The sequence below is a fragment of the Vibrio sp. 10N.286.55.E10 genome, assembly GCF_002872555.1.
Classification (GTDB): Bacteria; Pseudomonadota; Gammaproteobacteria; order Enterobacterales; family Vibrionaceae; genus Vibrio; species Vibrio crassostreae.
Genome location: NZ_MCSD01000024.1, coordinates 249,046 through 270,218, shown reverse-complemented (window position 1 = coordinate 270,218; position 21,173 = coordinate 249,046). Strand labels below are relative to the sequence as shown.

The 21,173-nt window shown below is 41.7% G+C and carries 16 protein-coding genes and 1 pseudogene; 6 read left to right on the top strand and 11 right to left on the bottom strand.

Annotation, left to right across the window (positions count from 1 at the left end; genetic code table 11):
* Positions 1 to 22 precede the first annotated feature (22 nt).
* Together BCV39_RS15045 and BCV39_RS15040 are read left to right on the top strand one after the other, a co-directional pair.
* Entirely contained in the window at positions 23 to 1,171 is a 1,149-nt protein-coding gene (locus BCV39_RS15045; protein WP_048660163.1) for a conjugal transfer protein TraF, read from the top strand.
* 41 nt (positions 1,172 to 1,212) lie between these two features.
* A complete protein-coding gene (locus BCV39_RS15040) occupies positions 1,213 to 1,365 on the top strand; it encodes a YoaH family protein (RefSeq protein ID WP_004731009.1) in 153 nt (50 codons plus the stop codon).
* A 777-nt stretch (positions 1,366 to 2,142) separates the two neighbouring features.
* On the opposite strand, the gene BCV39_RS15035 is transcribed toward BCV39_RS15040, so the two are convergent.
* From BCV39_RS15035 to BCV39_RS23375, 3 genes are all read right to left on the bottom strand, one after another.
* The gene (locus BCV39_RS15035; RefSeq protein WP_102433179.1) at positions 2,143 to 3,411 is read right to left on the bottom strand and encodes a GGDEF domain-containing protein; all 1,269 of its coding nucleotides are present in this window, start codon (positions 3,409 to 3,411) and stop codon (positions 2,143 to 2,145) included.
* A gap of 561 nt (positions 3,412 to 3,972) precedes the next feature.
* Positions 3,973 to 4,986: a cell envelope integrity protein TolA gene (gene tolA / locus BCV39_RS15030; RefSeq protein WP_102433180.1), complete on the bottom strand. Its 1,014-nt coding sequence runs from the start codon at positions 4,984 to 4,986 to the stop codon at positions 3,973 to 3,975.
* Positions 4,987 to 5,894: 908 nt separating this feature from the next.
* Positions 5,895 to 6,044, bottom strand: coding sequence for a hypothetical protein (locus BCV39_RS23375; RefSeq protein WP_241910225.1), 150 nt, complete (start codon positions 6,042 to 6,044; stop codon positions 5,895 to 5,897).
* Between the two features lie 700 nt (positions 6,045 to 6,744).
* On the opposite strand from BCV39_RS23375, the gene BCV39_RS15010 reads away from it, so the two are divergent.
* Positions 6,745 to 7,554 carry a hypothetical protein gene (locus BCV39_RS15010; protein ID WP_133146461.1) on the top strand — a complete coding sequence of 270 codons (810 nt, stop codon included), beginning with the start codon at positions 6,745 to 6,747 and terminating at the stop codon, positions 7,552 to 7,554.
* A 67-nt stretch (positions 7,555 to 7,621) separates the two neighbouring features.
* Here the strand turns inward: BCV39_RS15010 and BCV39_RS15005 are convergent, their stop codons facing one another.
* The 4 genes and pseudogenes from BCV39_RS15005 to BCV39_RS14985 form a co-directional block, all read right to left on the bottom strand.
* Complete coding sequence (locus BCV39_RS15005; RefSeq protein WP_102433184.1) at positions 7,622 to 8,644, bottom strand: hypothetical protein; 1,023 nt, start codon at positions 8,642 to 8,644, stop codon at positions 7,622 to 7,624.
* Positions 8,645 to 9,016: 372 nt separating this feature from the next.
* Positions 9,017 to 9,649 (bottom strand): annotated as a pseudogene (locus BCV39_RS14995) (ISNCY family transposase); the annotation flags it as partial.
* A gap of 303 nt (positions 9,650 to 9,952) precedes the next feature.
* Positions 9,953 to 10,264 (bottom strand): stress response translation initiation inhibitor YciH, encoded by a 312-nt coding sequence (gene yciH / locus BCV39_RS14990; protein WP_008221404.1) that lies wholly within the window; start codon positions 10,262 to 10,264, stop codon positions 9,953 to 9,955.
* 3 nt (positions 10,265 to 10,267) lie between these two features.
* Positions 10,268 to 10,636, bottom strand: coding sequence for a DUF3319 domain-containing protein (locus tag BCV39_RS14985; protein ID WP_048660165.1), 369 nt, complete (start codon positions 10,634 to 10,636; stop codon positions 10,268 to 10,270).
* 100 nt (positions 10,637 to 10,736) lie between these two features.
* Here BCV39_RS14985 and BCV39_RS14980 point away from each other — a divergent pair, with 100 nt between their 5' ends.
* Positions 10,737 to 11,705 (top strand): tyrosine-type recombinase/integrase, encoded by a 969-nt coding sequence (locus tag BCV39_RS14980; RefSeq protein ID WP_102433186.1) that lies wholly within the window; start codon positions 10,737 to 10,739, stop codon positions 11,703 to 11,705.
* 158 nt (positions 11,706 to 11,863) lie between these two features.
* Here the strand turns inward: BCV39_RS14980 and BCV39_RS14975 are convergent, their stop codons facing one another.
* Together BCV39_RS14975 and BCV39_RS14970 are read right to left on the bottom strand one after the other, a co-directional pair.
* Positions 11,864 to 12,859, bottom strand: a complete 996-nt coding sequence (locus BCV39_RS14975) for a D-alanine--D-alanine ligase (protein WP_102433187.1) — start codon at positions 12,857 to 12,859, stop codon at positions 11,864 to 11,866.
* Between the two features lie 179 nt (positions 12,860 to 13,038).
* Complete coding sequence (locus BCV39_RS14970) at positions 13,039 to 13,602, bottom strand: SPOR domain-containing protein (protein ID WP_055319529.1); 564 nt, start codon at positions 13,600 to 13,602, stop codon at positions 13,039 to 13,041.
* A 216-nt stretch (positions 13,603 to 13,818) separates the two neighbouring features.
* Here BCV39_RS14970 and BCV39_RS14965 point away from each other — a divergent pair, with 216 nt between their 5' ends.
* Complete coding sequence (locus tag BCV39_RS14965) at positions 13,819 to 16,500, top strand: bifunctional acetate--CoA ligase family protein/GNAT family N-acetyltransferase (protein WP_102433188.1); 2,682 nt, start codon at positions 13,819 to 13,821, stop codon at positions 16,498 to 16,500.
* On the opposite strand, the gene BCV39_RS14960 is transcribed toward BCV39_RS14965, so the two are convergent.
* On the bottom strand, positions 16,492 to 17,379 hold the full coding sequence (locus BCV39_RS14960; protein ID WP_048660171.1) for a LysR family transcriptional regulator: 888 nt from the start codon (positions 17,377 to 17,379) through the stop codon (positions 16,492 to 16,494). The genes BCV39_RS14965 and BCV39_RS14960 overlap by 9 nt on opposite strands.
* A 224-nt stretch (positions 17,380 to 17,603) precedes the next feature.
* On the opposite strand from BCV39_RS14960, the gene BCV39_RS14955 reads away from it, so the two are divergent.
* Positions 17,604 to 19,751 carry a TonB-dependent hemoglobin/transferrin/lactoferrin family receptor gene (locus BCV39_RS14955; protein WP_102432531.1) on the top strand — a complete coding sequence of 716 codons (2,148 nt, stop codon included), beginning with the start codon at positions 17,604 to 17,606 and terminating at the stop codon, positions 19,749 to 19,751.
* A 339-nt stretch (positions 19,752 to 20,090) separates the two neighbouring features.
* Here the strand turns inward: BCV39_RS14955 and galE are convergent, their stop codons facing one another.
* Positions 20,091 to 21,104: a UDP-glucose 4-epimerase GalE gene (gene galE, locus BCV39_RS14950; protein ID WP_048608318.1), complete on the bottom strand. Its 1,014-nt coding sequence runs from the start codon at positions 21,102 to 21,104 to the stop codon at positions 20,091 to 20,093.
* Between the last annotated feature and the right edge of the window lie 69 nt (positions 21,105 to 21,173).

The window sequence follows — 21,173 nt, the reverse complement described above, 5'->3', positions numbered from 1 at the left end:
GGATCTAACAAAGATAAACGGCATGAAAAATACAACTAAACTACTCGCAGCATCAATTGCATTCGCCAGTCTTCCTCTTTCAGCAGCAAACTACGCCATTGAAGCGCGTGGTGATGCTATGGGTGGTGTTGGTGTTGTTTCAGCAAACTTCTTAACCGCTCCATTCTATAACCCGGCACTTGTTGCTATTTATCGTCGTAACGATGATATGGGCATGATTACGCCAAGTTTTGGCGGTAGCTATAATGACCCTAACGATATGAAATCGAATATCGATAGCGTCGTTGATGCGTCAAATACTGCAGACCTGGACGCAGCGCTTAATAATCTTGATGGTAACCAAGCTAATGTTGAACTGGGTGGTGTTGTCGCATTTGCGCTTCCTAATCAGTTTGTTGCAGCCAACCTTTTCGCTAAAGCCTATACAGAATCATTTGCGACTCCTAACGTTTACACGACAGGTTCAGATGAAGACAAAGTTGAACTGTCTACAGTTGAAGCGGTTTCAATCGGTGTAGCAGAAGTCGGGCTTTCTCTAGCAAAATACCAAACCTTTATGGGCCAACACATTTCATTTGGTATCACACCTAAGATCCAACGTATTTACACGTACAACTATGTTGCATCGGTTAATGATTACGATTTATCTGACGTGAGAGAAAATAGTGATGGTGATACAGCATTCAACATGGATGCTGGTGCACTTTGGTTCTTCGGCCCGTTCCGAGTAGGTGTTGCAGCAACTAATTTGATCTCTAGAGATATAGAAACCAAAGATACGACGAGAACGCTTAACAGCAGCACAAGTAGTGCGACACACCAAGTCGGTGGTAAATACACTTACCAACTAGAGCCTGTTTATACGGTTGGTGCAGGCATCGTATCGGATTACTTTTCGTTTAGTGTTGATTACGACCTAAATGAGACTGAGAAGTTTACTTCGTTTGATGATAACGAACAGATGATTCGTGTTGGTACTGAAGTTGATCTTCTGCGTCAGCTTAAGTTAAGGGGAGGGTACTACAAGAACCTAGCTTACTCTGATTCGGAAGGAACAGTCACAGCCGGTATTGGTATCTCGCCACTCAACTTGTTCCAGTTAGATCTAAGTGCGAACTACACAAACGAAAATGCAATGGGTGCTTCAATCAATTTCCTTGCTAGTTACTAACAGTCCTTATATAGTTCTGCTCCTAAATAAAGGAGCAGAACATGCTAAACGACTTACCAACCCTTTCTCACGAAGAACAACAGAAAGCTGTTGAACGAATTCAAGAAATGATGACTCAGGGCATCAGCACAGCACAAGCTATCAAAATCGTTGCTGAGCAAATTCGTGAAGAAATGAGTAATAAAGAAGAGTAGGGCATCAGCCCTTCTTTTTTAACGCCTTAGTGCACTATAACTAAATACATTACCCTCTAGTATATTATCTCGCACATACCAACTCTTTAGTCACCCTAAATTCCGAACCGTTAAAAACCATCAAATGCCTTTTATTCAATAAGTTACATCAGAGCAATCCACTTTCTAGGCCTTTTTGGGTCTTGGGTTGTAATTAAATTACAGCAAGGCGTGAAAGTAGAACAGTTGCCACTTTAGGTGTCAGTATTTATGTCACCGCATCTAAGTGGCTAAATATAAGGAGTTTTTAAGGCTGGTTACGCTGTGACTTCTATTTTTAGCGGATACAAGTGCAAGAAGTTCACAAGCAGACAAATGAGGATTTCATCTAAGAGCAGTGCGAGAGGAGTAACGACGCGATACCGCGAGCGACTGACTACCGCTCAGAGCAAGCTTTACTCGCGGCCAACGCGACTTTAAGAACAAGTTTTAGGAAGCTTAGAGGCGCAACGAAGAGCTGTTTCTAGAGCGATTCAGAAACGATACGTATCAACCTGAGAATGCTATTGGTGGCGTTATTGATTACAGGCGGTGTTATTGCAGATGGTGAAAGCGCGCTTGGAGGTGTCCGAACCGATTAGAATTCTGAAGAGACAACAAAGCTTATGGGTTTGTTTAGTCAGCAGTTAAAAATCTAACGGGTGCTTGAGTGGAGAGTAGATATCGACAGGGTATTGGCGTGTTGATTGACTAATGGCCGAGAGGTGAATGTGTAAGTTCAGTCCACTCTAGCGAGCGTCAATAAAATGTAACGACTTGGTTTCGACCGTTGTCTTTAGCTTCATAAAGCGCTTTGTCTGCTCGCTTAATTGCAGAACGTATAGACTCATTCTGCTTAAGTAGTGTAACCCCAGTAGAAGCCGTTACTGTCTGCGCGTTAGGCCATGTATTCTGGTCGATAGCCAGGTACAAATCATCGATTGATTCGTGACACTGTAGCGTTGTTTGCTCTAGGCAAACGAGCAGAAACTCCTCACCACCCCAACGATAAAGCAAATACTGCTCCCCAAGCGTTTCATTTGCGATAGTAACAAATTGAATAAGAACCTTATCACCCACTTCATGGCCATGCTGGTCGTTGATCTGTTTGAAATGGTCTAAGTCAAACAACGCGACGTGAATCATTTTTCCTTGTTGTGCTAACCATTCGAAATCATAGAAGGTATCTAGCGCTTCGGTCCTGTTTCTGCAGCCAGTTAACGGATCAGTAGTGGCCTTGACTTTTAACTCTTCAATTTCTTGGGTTAAATGACGTTGTTGCTGTGCTAAACGCGTTTTGTTTCGTTGTGCTATATGTAAAGCACAAGCGACATAGTAGATCGCGTATACCACCCATAGTCCAATCAAGAGTTCGCCTAGCAAAGCCTTGCTGATAATTTTACCTTGGAACACAATACTCGAGATGTTAAGTGAATGATGCCCAGCAAGCGTGCTGGCACCAAGCCCGAGTTCAACAGATACCGCGTTCGTAATGTCTACTGCGCTATCAGAAACAGGGCGTTGATAATGATCTATCCACCAGAAAGGAACATTGAAGTAGCCCAAGTCAATTTGGCTTGCGTCTGGTAGCGAAAAGTCTAAGCGATTGAACTTGTTCGACATTGCATCGCCTTTAACGCTGTAACCCTCGTCATAGTTACGAATGTAGAAACGAAATCTTGGGTTCTCTTGGCCTTCGTAGTCCATATTAATGGTTACCGAATCGAACGTGGAGAGATCTAACCCTTTGCCTTCTTTAGATATGATGAATTCAACCTCACAGAAAGGCTTGCTATAGGTACGCTCAAAGTCACACTGTAACTCAATGCCGTTATTTGACTTGTGTAATGATGCAACCGTGCCGCCATCATGATCTCGGTCTGTATTGGCGAGTGTAGGGTATTTGTCTGGGCTAATGATGTAGCTCTTGTTCATTAGTTTATCAAAAGAGAATAGCGACAATAGGGTGATTGCCAGGCAAAAAATCGAGAGGAATATGTTGAGTTTGCGGAATGCTTTGTCGCTCATGATATTAATCCGTATACGTGATTCAACCTAATACCCAATGCCTTAGAGCTGGCGTAATCGAAGGTTAGAGATTAGCCTTGTTGAAATTGCTATATCTAAAACTGTTCTAGAACTGACGGTTATACATGAAAGTGCGCCATTAGACCAAGATGAAGTTTAAAAATTGAACGCAGAGCATTGATTTTGAATGTAATTTAATCAGTAAGTACCGTTTTTACGGGTAGATAAATTTAACTGTATAAATATACAGTTAAATTTTAAGTGGATTTGTTTGTCGTGATTAGAGCGAATCTACGTCCTTTATGAGCTCGCCAAGTAGTGGACCATCAGCAAACTGTTCATTAGTTCTAACTCAACAATGTTGCACTGTCACTTTTAAGGTGTGTAACTTTAGTGAGTAAGTATGAAGATAACCACTAAACAAACACCTGAATTGTTGGCGCTTATACACGATTGGGCCCGATTTTTGTAGATTTGTGCGCTCGTCACATTGACCTTAAATGCGTAGAAGTGTGTACGTCAACTGTCGAAATGTGGCAGAAAAATAATTCTTTTATACGATTACTCCACAACGATGTTTAAATCGACACTCTTTAATTCCGAGGCAACATCTTTGTCTGAAGGTAACGGATAGGAAGACACCTGAGCCACACCTCTCTTAGTCGCAGCACAAAGGCGGCTATCTCCGTCTAGAATTGAAACCCCACCCAAAATTGCATTAGACCCAGTTGGAATAAGCCGTAAATTCAACTTACAACTTTTTCCTTTATAAGAATCCTCCATCAGGAGATTTTTCTTTATCTGTTGCTCGTAAATAGCACCATAACGTTCAGCTTCAGTGGCAATAAAATGAGATCGTTCAGGAGTAAGAGCTTCTTTTTCAGCTGCCACTGCCTTTTGAGCCATTTTATCTTCCTTAAGACGCGCTTGTTCAGCTTCATGCCTTTCTTTTTCTAATTGCTCCTGCTTCTGTTTTTCTTTCTCAAGCTCTTTAGCTTTCTCAACAGCATAGAACTCCTTCAAAGAAGTGGATTGGGCAGCTCCCGCCTCAATCAAACCTTGCTCTGGACAAATACTGTCAAACTTCGCGCTATACTTTCCTAAATCAGCAACATCGAATATCCAGTAATCTTCTCCACTCCAGGATTCAGTTTTTATAGCTAACTGCTTGGCTTCAGTTATCTCCGTAAAAAAGTCGTACTCATTTTTGAACAGTATTGTATTCGTGTTTACGGGTTTAACTCTTGAAGTATAGGGAGCGTCCTTATCTAACCGAACGGTTAAAGATACTTTGTGTCGAGGGTTGAAAGCCGCTTGTTCAAAGAGCATCTCAACAGACATTGTTCGGAATTCGAGATCTCTAAAGCCAGCCTTTTCACTTTCATAGACCGATACTGAGCCTGTATCACAGAAGAAGCGAAACTCTGACAACTTACCTGTCACGGCACTTTGAGCTTGTGTGGTGACGCTAAAATTAATCTCATCAGTGAATGGATCAACATCCTCTTGAACTGACCAACCTCCAGCTTTTGCTAAACCGGGGAATATCAACAGAAACAGACCAATATGCCTCATATATACCTTCTTATGAACCTAGCGCACGACTCACAATATTAGTCGTTTAAGGATAGATTTGCGAAGGTTCGCGATCATTTAGATTCAATTAATTTCTCGGATTGAGCGGTAAAATAGATTCAAGGCCAGACATAAAAAGAGCAAGTGATAGTCGGTATTCTTTCTAATAAAGATTCTACGTATTGGATAATACTTCATTACTCAAATGCCTAAATTAAATCGAGAGTCTCTTTAAGTTTTTAATATTCTGTATTTTCTAACACTGCAAACAAAGTCATATCGACTTATTCACCTTGATTATGTAGCGGAAAGATTGTAGCGGCACTTTATATACAATGAAGAATTAAAAAGGTTAAAAAATGCTTCGATTTACCATTGCGGCTCTATCCCTAGCTCTAGTGGCACCACACACATGCCAACGATAAAACTATAAGTGTGTTAGTGCTAAAACCATACACAGACAAAGCCACAGATACATCTAAAAAATTTAATTGTGGTCATCGGTATGAAAATGAAAGCTTCAAACTAGACTTTGACGGTCTGCAAAAGGACGCTTTTTCTTCCGACCTAACAGAGCTTATAGAAAAAACTCTTACACGTTCCGATACCAACAACAAACTAAGTGGCTACAAGATCAAAGCCATAGATGTTAACCCGTTCATCTTACCCAAAACTACATAACTACCATGGTTCATGCCTCGGTGAGTCTGGTAAAACTCTACTCTGAACAAGTCACCACTACCTGTGCTAAGGCCTGCGAATTCAATCAAATTGAAAATTGCTGCGCTGCTCCGTACACTTACAAACGTGACAACGTCCCTTTAAGTAGGCCGAGCGTTTACCGCTGCACTGGCTGACTTCCATCGCTTCATTGCAATTAGGGGCGGTGCATTTCACATAACCTAGAATCATTGTTCTTCTCCTTGAATCTGCTTGAGCTGTTCGCGTAGTTCATCGATTTGTTGCTGTAGGTTTTCGAGCGCGGCCACTTTGCTGTCGAAGATATCGCGGGCAGCTTCGAAGTTTGTGATCGCGTATTCCTTGACGGTACCGACCAATTTAAGAGGGGATATTTTCGGCCAATCTGGAGACGCGTCCTCGAGAGCGCGGCGCGATTCTTTGATGCCGTTTATGATTTGGGTGAACTGTTTTTTGAGGCTTATAAGACAATGGCCTCGCTAACTAACCCAAGTTTGAGCAGGACATTAACGGGCACTTGTGCCTGTCCCGTTTCCCAACGCGAAAAGTTAGCTTGAGTGATTTCAAGGTTGTTTGAGAAATGAAGTCTTTCTGTTGTAGGCCAGAACGTAAACGTGCATCACGTATCAGTTTAGCCGTAATAGGGTACTTATATTTGGATGGTTCCATAGCTCGTTGCCTTAACTGACGTTAAAAGAAACAAGCCGGAGGTTTTACGAACGATTGATATTATACATGGTTCTTATGGTGGGAGTACTTGTTTTACTAAAACAACGTTCATAAGTAATGCCCTGACTAATTTGTATCTAACACATCAAGTATGTTTTATAAGTGATTGTTCTTTAGAGGATAAAGACAGTACAATCTTAACAATAAGAGCTTTCACTGAATGACGCTCTTGGTAACGATGGATATTAGATAATGATACAAGACATAATCAACTCTACAAAAGTGGCTTTGTACGATAGGACTAGTAGTCCATTATTTGGTTCGTTCCTTGCTTCATGGTGCATTTGGAATTGGGAGATCATTTGGGTACTGTTCTCGAGTATCCCAGTGATGAATAAAATACACTTTATGGATCATCATTTCAGTTCATCTTGGGAGGCTTTGGGAATGCTTTTTTTAGGGCCTATACTAACGTCATTAGCATATCTATTTGTCTACCCAATACCCGCAGAGTTTGTATTTTCATACACCCAAAAACGTCAGAAAAACTTAAAAACAATTAAAATAGATATTGAAGAGGATACTCCTCTGTCAGAAGCAGAGTCGCGAGCACTTAGAGCTAAAATTCCAGAGCTAGAGTATGTCTACAACACTCAACTTACTAAAAAAGATTCTGAAATAGAGAAATTAAAGTCTCAATTGAAGCAACAGCAATCAAATGAAGATCCTGAAGATGCAATTGCAATTGATAAACAACAACCAATAATTAACATAAATCATACATCTGGCGACTATAATAATCACAGTACAAATACTGATATTGGTACCAATGAAAATTATAACGATGATGAAAGACCTACCAACATAATTAAAGCGTTTACAGTAAATGATCAGGTATATAGTCTTGGAACCAACTATGATAATAGTGAACCGGGATCAATAAATGTTGTTCAACTAAACGAAACTTTCTCACTTAGAGATAAGATTCGAGTGAATATAACTCTCGATACTGAGTTAAAAAGTGGGCAGTACATTACAGTATTTGACGGTTACTCGGTATCAAAGTTGGATGGTAACAGCTTTGAATTTTTAAAAGATGATTATGAAGAAAAGAATGCTTTTATGGTTGTTCAGCAATTGAACCCATTAAGACCAGATTCAGAGATGGTAGTAAGTAATAGAGTGCAGTTCGCATATTAATCATAAGAAGAAGGCCACATCTCGCGATGCGGCCTTGTTCGTTCTCATACGTAGTAAAAGAACATGTTTAACTGTTAACGTATAGATAAGTAGCGACGACACCTGCTAGGATATTTAGGAATAACGTCCAAGCTGTTTGTTTGATGAAGTGTTTACCTTGTTGTTTGTTTGCATCAATTACTTCAGAGTTCGCCTTTTTATCTCCAGATGTAAGGTTGAAAACTACTTTTTTCCCATCGATATTATCTAGTGCACCATAAACCTTTGACGCAAGCATGTGGCCAATCTTGCCGATTAATGTGAACCCGTAGATTCCCAAAAATACCCATATCGACGCAGAGCTCGTCGGAATTTCATTACCAACATAGATATTTGTATTAGTCCACAGAAAGCCGGTTACCCACAGTGCCGCGTACATTAATATGAATGAATAGTGGGTTACCTCAGCAAACGTTTGACGACGTTTCTTGACCCAGAAGTAAAAATCGGTGATTAAGGCGGGTTGTTTTCTTCCGTCTACCCAATCTGTTACCTCATTAATGAGCTCTTTACTTATTTGAGCGTTGATGAAGTCAACACGGCAAAATGAAGGGGCAGTCATAACATCTATCTGATCAAAGTCGTCATAATTTCCAGAAACCATCATTTGCATAAACTTTCCGGGTTTCATATCCGATGAAATTCGAACCAATAAAGTATGGCGTTGAGGGGTTTCAAAACCTGAAATGTTAACCATGAAATCCCATTTTACTACAACCTCCTCGACTTTTTCGGGTACCTGCCAATGATTATCTTCAAATTCGCTCCATGTACCAAACTCCTGAATGTCCGAGCCCTCGTAACCAATTGTTACATTAGTAATCTGAGCATGAATATTATTTGTTTGCAGTTTTCTTGTTATACATGCATTTAGTTCAATAATATCTGAAACTTCAATGTATAAAGATTTATGGAAAACTTTGATTCTAGAATCAGGTTTCCCCGCAAATAGATAAAAAAGAGACTTAAGTTTTTCTTTCGGTAAACTAGCTAATGCATCAGGGTCATTTGTAATATCTTTTTCGATTTCAATTACGTTGTTCGCGGTCATTTTTCATGTTGATCCATATGTTTTTGGTGGCGTATGATCCAGTTTTTTCTTATTTAAAACAATTAATTACCTGTGAATTTTCAATAGAATATTTCTATTGAGAGCATTAATTGCTTTTGTTCCGTTTGTATCTTTGATTAGCACGATAGCCTCGTTTGCAATACCTACTAGCATTTATGCCGCATCAACCAGTTGGCCAATATCACGCTTGTTCCTACTAGAATCATCGCGTAGCGATAGGCTCTTAGAATCACGTCCATCTCATCCCAATCCGTAGAGTTACCATTCTTTCGTTGTGTTTCGTCCACAGGCATACAAGGCCGCAAGTCGCTTGCGACTATGAAAGGCCGCTTCATTTTTGTGTTTCTCCTGATTCACTCGAAAAATCGAGTGCTTGTCACTGTAAAATGCGATGGGTTTACCGTGCTCATTAAGGTATTCACGCGTGGTCAGCATGTAATCAAACGCGGATTCTGTCTCACTGAATCTTAGGTTCATCAAGCGGCCAGTCGCATCATCAATGAACACCAGTAGGCAGCATTTGTCGCTGCGGCCCTCAAACCAGTCATGATGTGAGCCATCTATCTGAATCAATTCTCCAAGACAGTCTCGACGGTAACGAGGCTGATAGACCCGAGGTTTGCGTTGTGAATGTGGAAGCCACAGTCCGTCGGCGATCATCCATTGACGGAGTGTTTCTTTAGAGACGGATAGATTGTGTCGTTCAGTCAGTTTTTCCAGAGCGAACGTTGGTGAGAAGTCAGAGTAATGCTCACGGATCAGTTTCAGTATTTCAATTCTGAAATATTCTGAGTAGCGTCGATTACTTGGGCGTCCACGCGCTGCGTGTGTAAGACTTTGAGCGCCAAGAGAGACAAGTTTGTTTACCAAACGTCGGATATGACGCTCAGACAGATTCAAAATGACAGCAGCGTCAACTTGGCGTAGTCGTTTTTCACGTACGTCAGTAAGCACCTTGAATCGCTGAATATCTTTTTCACTCATAGTAATAAGCATCCGGATAACTCCTAAGCAGACCAATATAGGTAAGCTTAGGAGGACATTTTAAAATGGCTCAAACCGGACCATTACTAAATTGCTCTAACACTCTTAGTGCGTATTATGTACGTTATGTTAAATTGGTTTTGGAGATTGTAAGGCAGGTATCTTTATGTGATGCCCTGCCTTTATATTGTGTCGATAGTCTCTAATTTATACTGTGTATTTAACCATATTGGCTATTTACCATAAAATACCTAATAACCAGTGATAATAATCTTCGATTTTAACCCTGGTATTAGTTAGAGATTATCCGCCAGCAAACTTAACTTTGTAGCCTTTCTTTTCAAGGTGCGCTTTGATCTTGTCACGAGCATCTCCTTGAATTTCGATGTTACCATCTTTTACTGAGCCGCCGCAGCCGCACACTTTTTTGAGTTCTGCTGCCATTAGTTTTAATGGTGCGTCATCTAGGTCTAAGCCAGTTACGACAGAAACGCCTTTGCCTTTACGGCCTTTGGTTTCTTTTTGGATTCGAACGATACCATCGCCTTTAGGACGTTGGACTTTCTCTTCTTCAGGTTTAATACGACCTGTTTCTGTTGAATATACTAGGCTCATAAATTACTTCTTTTGTTGCTCTGCTTTTTGTTTTGCGAGTAAGTAAGCTTCTATATGACGCTGGATTGCAATCTTGCCGCCTTTGATTAAGCGACCGTTAAACATGCAATACCACGCATTAGGCTCACCAGTGTCATTCTTGATTTGGTAGCCGTTGAAGTTTTCAGTCGAGCCACCAGTTCCTCTCGACTTATTTAATGACGTGAATTCTTTTGGATCAATAATAGACGCGGTTTCAATCCACCAATCAATACTCTTTTTTACGGCAGCTAGGTTGCCCTGAATAACGTTGTTTTTTAATTTAGCACGCCAAACTGTGTTATTAGCATCTATCGATTGAAGATGGACGCTTCGGTAAATTGAATTAGCCATATCTATTAATCATCTTTTTGTTTTCACTACATTAATCATAAGTATACTTATAATGATATCAAGCATAATATGGTAAAAAAACCTGTTGAGGTACGGTAATTTGAGAAAAAAAGTCCCTATTTTAACCGACTCTGTGATAATTAATTCATTTGTTGAAAAATTAAACAGGCACGCGACAATTGAAATTATAGATGAATTGACAGGATTTCAATACTCTCACAATTCACTGTTGGGTATCTATAGTGATTGGAATCGCTATCATGCGTTCTGTACCAAACATCGTATTAACACACTTCCCGCTTCTATAACCGCTGTGCGTCGATTTCTTGAGACGGAGTCCAACGATAGAAAATACGCATCCTTGAAACGTTACACTGCAACGCTTAGTATGTTACATACTGTGTTGAGCTTTGCTAACCCGATCAAGCATAGGCAAGTTCGCTTTACCCTGCTCCACTTACAATCTCAAATGGCCGGTGACGCCAAACAAACCAATGCTATGACATCTGTGCATCTCACTGATTTAAATACGTTACTCTCCCATGATAAAGCAAACTTGAAAGAGATCAGAGACATCGCTATTTATAACGTTATGTTCGAGTGTGCTTTAAAGCGCTCAGAACTTAAGGCGTTGTCGATGACCGATGTTGAGTACGTTGAAAATCATTACCAAGTAACAGTCAAAGATTCAGCTTATCAGTTATCACAAATAGCCAGTGTTGCACTTCAACGTTGGCTTTCGTTTACTGGACCACAAGACGATTTGCCTGTGTTTCGTGCGATAGACAAGCATGAGAATATTGGTTTACAGCCTTTAGATGATTCGTCCATTTACCGAATATTGAGAAGAGCAAGCGACTTACTTCAACTTCCAGAAAACCACCATTTCTCTGGAAATTCGATTCGTGTTGGTGCCGCACAAGAGTTGTCGAAACAAGGTCTTAAGGTTAGAGAGATTCAGGACTTTGGTCGCTGGCTTAGCCCTGCCATGCCAGCCCAATATGTGGGTTTCACGGGAACGGCTGAGAGTGAGAAGATGAAGTTTAAGGCGCTAATACCTTGGCAATAAACGGTTCGTAATTACTTGGATATTGTTACTTGGATATAAGTTGTGGCTAAATGATAGATTCGTAAAAAAACGGCTAGCTTTAAAAACAAAAAGTGCCTTGGCGAAAGCTTAAGGCACTTTTGGGTTCAGCTCTAAGTGAACGAAAACGAGTTAGAAACCTAAGAAAGGCTTGTTCTCACGCAGTTCTCTAAGAACTGGCTGAATTTGTGGCCGTCATGCTCAACCATTTTAGGGAACATGGAGATTGGCGTCATACCTGGGAAGGTGTTGACTTCGTTCAGATAGATTTCGTTGTCTTGCGTTAAGAAGAAGTCGATACGAGATAAATGGCGGAGCTTCATCTGTGTAAACACTTTTCGAGCGCTTTCTGCAATCAGTTCACGCTGCTCATCAGTGAGGTTGCTTGCTTCAACCTCAGTGATCGAGTGACTGTCTGCACTGTACTTCTCTTCGTAAGAGTAAAATGCGCCGTTCGGTGCAATCACCTCGCCCGGTTTGCTGATATGTAGCTCGCCATCGATTTCATAAGCAGCAACTTCTAGCTCTCTAGGCACCACTGATTTCTCAACCAATACTTGGTCCGAGAAAGTGAACGCCTTGTTGATAGCCTCGCTCAAATCTTCTACTTGGTTAACTTGGTAACAACCCACAGAAGAACCTTGACGAGCCGCTTTCACGAACACTTTACCCCACTTTTCAAATGCTTGAGTTGCTTGTGAGTGAGCTTGATCATTGTTGTCTGATAAGAACAGGTACGGCGTGTTTGGAATGCCAAGTGCGTCGTACCAAAGCTTTGAAGTGATTTTGTTAAAGCTGTTGTTACTCGCTTCTGAACCACAACCTAAGTACGGGATTTTCGCCATTTCGAACAGTGATTGAATATCACCTGTTTCACCTGGGAAACCGTGGATGCAAGGAACGATAAAATCGACTTTAGATTCTAAATTGTCACCGCGCAGGGTTTGATCGTTAATATCAAGATAAACCAATTCACCTGAATCAAGACACCAGCCTTCGTTTTTAATTTCAACTCTCACAACGTTGAAATCTGCAACGCTATTGAGTTGTTCGAAAAGGTAATTGGCTGAAACTAAAGACACTTCATGCTCTGAAGATCCACCGCCGCAAAGTAGAAGTATGTTTGTGGTGTTCATGGGTAAATTCGGTCCTTGAAACTAGGAATACTGACTTCAATGATAAACAAAAGTCGAGATAGGTACAGTGTTTTGATTGTTAAAATTGCGTTCGAAAGATCGAGCGATTAACTATTAAACAAAACAGCGAGTCTTAAAACAAAAGAAGGAGCATTTGCCCCTTCTTTATGAATCAAAACTTAGTTCAACTTGTTAAGCGTAGGGTATTCAGAGTTCTTGATGTCATCAATGCTCTTAACGAACGGCTTCAAGTTTTGGAAAGTGTTCGGCAGTGTTGAGATTGCCTTTTTAGCTTCTAAGCGCGTTGCGTAGTCACCGTAAAGTACGGTGAACCATTTGGTACCGTTAACCATTTTGTAGTTTTCCCAAACTGGTTGAGAAGTCGTAGGTAGCATTTTCACGAAAGAATCGACTTTACTTTGGCTGCCAACAGCAACAACTTGAACGGTGTAACCAAAGCGCTGATTCATGTCTTGCTGTTTCTTGGTTGGGCCTGTCACTACTGCAACTGGCTTCGCTTGAGTCGTTTGAGTGACTTTCTGTTCAACAGGTTCAGTTCTGATCACGTTGACAACGTTTTCTTCAACAACGCCTGTTTGCTCAGATTGAGATACAACTGGAGCTTCAACTTTGGCCGTTTTGTATTCTTCTTGATAACTATCTGAAGTGACATTGGTAACGTAGTCGTCAGATACACATGCAGCCAAGAGCAGTGGCAAAGTCACAATTGCAAATTTTTTCATGGAAAGCTCTATATCCTTAATAATAATTACTATAAATCATGCCGATACGTCGGTTTAGAATCAAGTTAACTTTGAGATTATACACCATTAGTGGGTGACCTATTTCACAAACTTTATGCAGTGTCTGCTTATTCATCTTAATTCGGTGAATTTGCCATCAACCCGTGAGTGCAAAGTAAGTTACGATGAACTTACGTGCATTGCTAGGATATGTCTATGAATCATCTTGATCCCCTACTTAAACCCCGTTCAATCGCTGTTGTTGGTGCTTCTCAAAGAGAAACGCGTGCAGGGTATATCGTCATGAACAATTTGTTGCACGGGGATTTTAAAGGTGCAGTGATGCCAGTTACGCCAAAATATGACTCGGTGGCAGGCGTACTCTCTTATAAAAATATTTTGTCGCTACCGATTGTTCCTGACCTTGCCATTTTATGTACCAATGCGACCCGTAATGTCGCCATTTTTGAAGAACTAGCCGAGAAAGGTATAGCCTCTGTCATTGTGCTTTCTTCCGACATGCAGCAAGAAAGCGATAATGGTGAGACGTATGATGAACGATGCCTAGCGATTGCCAAAAAACACAACATTCGAGTGTTAGGTTCCAATAGTTTGGGAGTGATTGTCCCTTGGTTAAATTTAAACGCCTCATTCTCTCCTGTGACAGCATTACCCGGTAAAATCGCCTTTGTTTCTCAGTCTGCAGCTGTGTGTACCACGATTCTCGATTGGGCTAATGACAAAGAGATCGGTTTTTCGGCGTTTATCTCTATAGGTAATGGCAGTGACATCGAATTCTCGGAGTTATTGGATTATCTGAGTACCGATTCTCACACCGAAGCGATATTACTTTATGTAGACAGCATTACTGATGCGAGGCGCTTTATTTCTGCAGCGCGTGCGGCATCGCGCAACAGACGAATTCTAGTGCTAAAAGGCGGACGAACAGCGAAAGGGCGAGCGGCCGCAATGGCACACACCGGTGGTGCCGATACTTTAGATATTATCTACGATTCCGCGATTCGCCGTAGTGGCATGTTGCGAGTTAAGAACTTACATGAATTGTTTGCTGCGGTAGAGACACTGACTCATTCAGTACCATTGCGTGGTGAGCGTTTGGCTATTGTTACCAACGGTGGCGGCCCTGCGATTATGGCCGTGGATACGCTATTTGACCGCGGTGGCAAGCTCGCAGAGTTTTCACAAGAGACTCTTGATAAGTTGAACAAGGTGTTGCCATCTAGTTGGTCTCACAGCAATCCTATCGATATTGTTGGTGATGCTGGTGATCAGCGTTATATCGATACCATAAACATCTTACTCGATGGCGATGAAGCGGATGCGATTCTTATCATGCATAGCCCTTCTGCGATTGCACATTCCGCTAGAACGGCTGAACGAATTATTGAAGCGATTAAGAAGCACCCTCGCCACAAGCGCTTTAACATCCTGACGAATTGGTCTGGTGAGTTAACAGCTAGGCCAGCGCGAAAGCTGTTTACCGAAGCGGGTTTCCCGACCTATCGAACGCCTGAAAGCTCAGTGGTCGCATTCATGCACTTGGTCGAATACAGACGTAATCAACGTCAGTTAATGGAAACGCCGACTACCGCTGAAAAAGTACACATTGAAGATCTAGCAGATGCGAAAAGTTGGATAAAACGACAACTACTGGATAAAGATACAGTTAGCCTTGATACTCACCAAAATAGCCAGTTTTTCAAGAGCTTCAACCTCGATGTGTTGCCAACTTGGATCGCTTCTGATCCAAGTGAAGCGGTACACATTGCAGAAACAATTGGTTATCCGGTTGCCGTAAAACTTCGTTCGCCAGACATTGCACACAAGTCAGACGTTCAAGGTGTGATGCTCAATTTACGAAACAGCAGTGAAGTTGCCAATGCTGCTCAGGCAATTCTCGATCGTTCTCAACTATCCTTCCCTACAGCTCACATCCACGGCTTGTTAATTCAAGGTATGGCCAAGATCGCGGGTGGCCAAGAGCTACGAGTCAAAGTAACAACCGATGAAACCTTTGGCCCAATCATTTTACTTGGACAAGGTGGTTCGGAGTGGGATGAATCGATTGATGCGGCCGCTGCTTTCCCACCGCTCAACATGACACTGGCGCGCTACTTGATTATTCGAGCGATAAAAAGTGGCAAGATTCGCCTACAAAAGCTCCCTAACCCGATTGATATAGAGGGCCTTTCTGAATTATTGGTTCGTATATCGCAGATGGTCGTTGATTGCCCTGAAATACATGATTTAGATATCCATCCAGTACTGGCCAACGGAGACAAGTTCACGATCTTAGATGCCGATATCATATTGAAAGCCTACGAAGGAGACCCGCAAGAAAGGTTGGCCATTCGCCCTTACCCAGTCGAGCTTGAAGAACGTATCCAGCTAAAAGATGGAACCGAAGTGTTGTTACGCCCTATTCTGCCCGAAGATGAACCGCTCCATGCTGACTTTATTAATCGCGTATCTAAAGAGGATCTTTATAAACGTTTCTTTAGTGATGTCGGTGAGTTCAATCATGAAGCGTTGGCTAATTTTACTCAGATTGATTTCGATAGAGAGATCGCCTTTGTTGTGGTGCGTGAAGAACAAGGGGTTCCTGCAATCATCGGTGTATCGAGAGCGCTGATTAACCCAGAGAACACCGATGCCGAGTTTGCGATTCTGATACGTTCCGATCTGAAAGGTGTCGGCTTAGGTCGTATTCTGATGACGAAAGTTATCGATTACTGCCGAGCAAAGCAGACTAAACAGATGTCGGGTATGACGATGCCAACCAATAGAGGGATGCTGACACTAGCTCAAAAGCTCGGTTTTAAGCTAGATATCAGTTTTGAAGACGGTACTGCAGATATGGTGTTACCGTTACTTTAACGCCCATGTCTTTTTAAGATGTTGGATACACCAAGACTTGGCGTCGCCCATTTTGTTACGTCGCCAAGCCATGACGATATCGATCGGCTGTGGTTCTGTACCCGAAATCTGCTGTAGTACGCCAGATTCAATCAGCGGCTTAGCAATACTACTCGGCAAGGTGCCAATCCCTAATCCACTTGTCAGAGCTTCAACCTTTGCAGGGAAACTTGTCACGGTTAAACGAGGTTGCTTCTCTAGAATGTTGCGACTTAAAGCGGGTTGATCGCGTGCAGTATCTGCGATTGCAATTACCCTGTAACTTTCTCTAGCCTTTTGGTCAAACTCGCCAGAACGCTTGTGAACGTAGTGGTTTGATGCCGCGACCCATACCATTTCCATCTTGCCGATTACGTCACTTTTCATATCGTTTGGGATGGTGTCGAGTTTCGGGCAAACAAGCAGGTCAGCACGACCATCTGTGAGTGATTCCCAGCATCCAGCTAAGATCTCTTCTTGTAAGCGAACGCGTGTTTTGCTGATTTTCCCTAGTTCATCGACTAACGAGAAGAAATTAGCAATCGGAATAATGCCATCGAAAGCAATGGTTAAATCCAACTCCCAACCGTTAGCAAGAATACTCGCATCGTTAACGAGTTGTTCAGTGGCACCCAGAATGATCCTACCTTGTTCTAATATTAACTGCCCCGCTTCAGTGAAATTGGCGCGGTGTCCTGAGCGATCAAAAATCATGATATCTAAGTCTTGTTCTAACTTTTGGATTTGATAACTCAATGAAGAAGGTGCTCGGTCCAGTTCATTCGCTGCAGCTGCGAAACTCCCACGACGATCAATGGCATCTAATATGTGTAATGCTTCAAGTGTTATTGGACTATGCATGGCTTTCCTACTTTATAAATGAGACTTGAATCACAAAAACAGAAGTATTCAGGTTATGAATGGAACTGTAAAAATCTTTTTAATACAGTCATTTAAGAGTGTTAATTATGAACTAGTTGATAAGATTGAAAATTATTTAAATGCAAATAATAGTAATTATCATTTAGATCCAATATTATCTTTCGCAAATCAAGATAATACTATGGAATTAAGGTAACTATCAGATGTATAAGCAATCCCTACTCTCTGCTTCAATCGTTTTAGCGCTTTCATCAACATCAGCCTTTGCTCAAGATTATGCCCTATTTGACGAGGTTGTTGTATCTTCGACTCGTACTAATCAAACACTTATCGATACAGCAGCTTCTGTTACCGTCATCTCGGATAAGCAAATTGAAGAGAATATGGCGAAAGATGTGAATGAAATCTTCGAATACACTCCAGGTGTAACGATGAACTTAAGCTCTCGCCAAGGTGCACAAACCATCAACATTCGTGGCATGGAAGGTAAACGCGTCAAGATCTTAGTAGATGGCTCGTCGCAACCAGGTTCATTTGATGGTGGCCCTTATGCATTTATTAACTCTAGCGGTATTTCAATCGATCCCGACATGTTAAAAAGCGTTGAAATCATCAAAGGCGCTGCTTCAAGTTTACACGGAAGTGACGCTATTGGTGGTGTTGTTGCTTTCGAAACTAAAGACCCATCTGACTTCTTGAAAGATGGCGAAAACTTCGGTGGACAAGCGAAACTGTCTTACTCTTCAGAAGATAACTCTTTCAGTGAGCATGTTGCATTAGCTAATCGATTTGGTGACCTTGAAACATTGGTTGCCTACACGCGCCGTGACGGTGAAGAGCTTCAAAACTTCCGCGACTCGAACAACTTAGAAAATTACGCGGTAGAAGATCAAGACACATCAGCAGATAACCTATTGGTAAAACTGCAATATCAATTGAATGAAAGCCATCGTATCGAGTTTTTAGCTGAGCTAATCAAAGATACTTCAGACTCTGACATCTATCACTCAAGTTACGATAGCTATACTGGTGCTGATGACACAACACAAAATCGATTCGCTATTAAGCACATTTGGTTCGCAGATGGCGCTATCGCTGACACAGTGACGAGCAAAGTGTCATACATTTCTAAAGAAGAAAATGGTGTGACGAAGCGCTTTAAGCCAGCGGGTCCAGGTATGCCACCTTGGGTGCCAGCCAACAACGATAACTTGCAAACCAAAGATTATGAATACACAGAAGATAAGCTTGAGATCGAAACGCAGTTAGATAAAGAGATTAACAACCATTACCTAGTTTACGGTGCGACATATACACATAGTGACATTAGCAATACAAACATGGAGTACAACTCTGATCCTGCTACTGATGACCAGCTTTATGTATACGCTCCTGATGCTAAAGAGCAGAAATTTGGTCTGTTTGTACAAGACGAAATTAGCCTAATGAACGACAAACTTGTTGTTACTCCAGGTGTTCGATTTGACTACTTCTCAACGGATCCAGGCAACAATACGGCAGAATCGTTAACTGATTTCTCAGATTCCGCGGTGACTGGACGTTTAGGCTCAACATACAAACTTACTGATACAGGCACCATCTTTGGCCAAATTAGCCAAGGCTTTAGAGCCCCTTCTTTCGATGAACTGTACTACACGTATGACAACCCAGGACATGGTTACGTAAATGACCCAAACCCGGATCTTAAGTCTGAAACCAGTATCTCTTACGAGCTAGGTTACCGTCATAATACTCAGGCTTCTTCATCTGAAATTGCGGCTTATTACAGTGATTACGATGATTTCATTGAAACTGTGGTAACGAAGAAAGTTGGTGGCACCACACACTACTCTAACGTTAACTTAGATTCAGCAACAATTAAGGGGGTTGAATTCTCTAACACGTTACTTTGGGATGTTTTAGTGGGCGCACCTGCAGGTATTTCAACTCATTTCGTGGCGTCTTACACTGAAGGCGAAGACGGTAACGGAAATGCGCTAAACAGTGTGAATCCTTGGAATGCAGTATTTGGTCTTAACTATGATGCGCCAAACCAAAACTGGGGTACTAGCCTTAAGTTAAACTACACAGCTAGCAAGTCTGGTTCAGACATCAACTTCGAGGACGAAAGCGGCGGCAACGCTGATCAAGCTGAGCTTCCGAGTGCTACGGTTGTTGACCTGACAGCTTACTACAAGCCAATGAAAGATCTTACTATTCGTGGTGGTGTATTCAACTTAACTAACGAAGAGTACTACCGTTGGAACGACATTCGCGGCGATGATGAGCTTTATAAAGAGAACTCACAAGCGGAAAGAAACTACGGTATCTCAGCTAAATACGAATTCTAATTCGTTAAAAACCTGAATTGCAGATACTAAAAAGCCAGCTAAATGCTGGCTTTTATTATTTCACTAAAAATTGTATCAAAAAGGGATAAAGTGAAATTACTTCTCTGCCATTTCTTTCTTAACCATTACTGCTGCAGCAATGATGAAAGTGATGATTAGGCCTAGTTCCATGATTAACTCCAAAGAAAATTAACATTAAACATATAATTCGCGTGCATGATAACACAACAGATACAGAATGATACTTTTTAACCACTAATTTACTTTTTATTCGATTTAGATCAAAAAAGATGCCCTAATGCATCTTTTTGTAAGTTAACTATTCATGAAACAACTAGATCAACCAGGGAAACCATCAGGATTGGTTGACTGCCAGCGCCATGTATCTTCAGTCATTTCAGTCAGTGTACGTGTAGCATTCCAGCCGAGTTCTTTCTGAGCTTTAGCAGGATCTGCCCAACATTCAGCGATGTCACCAGGACGACGCTCCACAAGCTTGTAAGGGATATCTTTACCGCTCGCTTTCTCAAACGCTTTAACCATGTCCAATACACTTGAACCGTTACCCGTACCAAGGTTGTAGATATGAAGACCGTCTTTGCGCCCTACTTTCTCAAGCGCTGCAATGTGACCATCAGATAGATCCATTACGTGGATGTAATCGCGAACGCCAGTTCCGTCTTTTGTTGGATAATCGCTACCAAACACAGATAGAAACTCACGGCGGCCAACAGCGACTTGAGATACAAATGGCATTAGGTTATTTGGAATACCTTGTGGATCCTCACCTAGCTCACCACTTGGGTGTGAACCTACTGGGTTAAAGTAACGCAGCAGTGTAATGCTCCAATCCGGATTGGCTTTTTGGAAATCGGTTAAGCACTCTTCAACCATTAATTTACTACGACCATATGGGTTGGTAGCGCTTGTTGGAAAGTCTTCAGTAATTGGAACACTTGCTGGATCGCCGTAGACTGTCGCTGAAGAGCTGAATACCAAGGTTTTTACACCCGCATCACGCATTGCATCAACAAGAACTAACGTGCCGTTTACGTTGTTATCGTAGTATTCAAGAGGCTTTTCCACAGACTCTCCGACGGCTTTTAGACCCGCAAAATGGATAACCGCTTCGATGTTGTGTTGCTTCATTGTTTCAGTCAAAAGCGCTTTATCACGAACGTCACCTTCAATGAAGTTGGGACGAACGCCCGATACTTTTTCGATACGTTCTAAAACGCTTGGTTTGCTGTTGTACAAGCTATCAAAAAGTACAGGCGTCATACCTGCGTTGATCATCTGGATACTTGTATGGCTACCAATGTAACCCATGCCACCTGTAACTAAAACATTCATGCTTAGCAGACCTTTTAATTAAAATTATTCAACCTATCACTTATGATACAACAACTTAGACAATGCCCA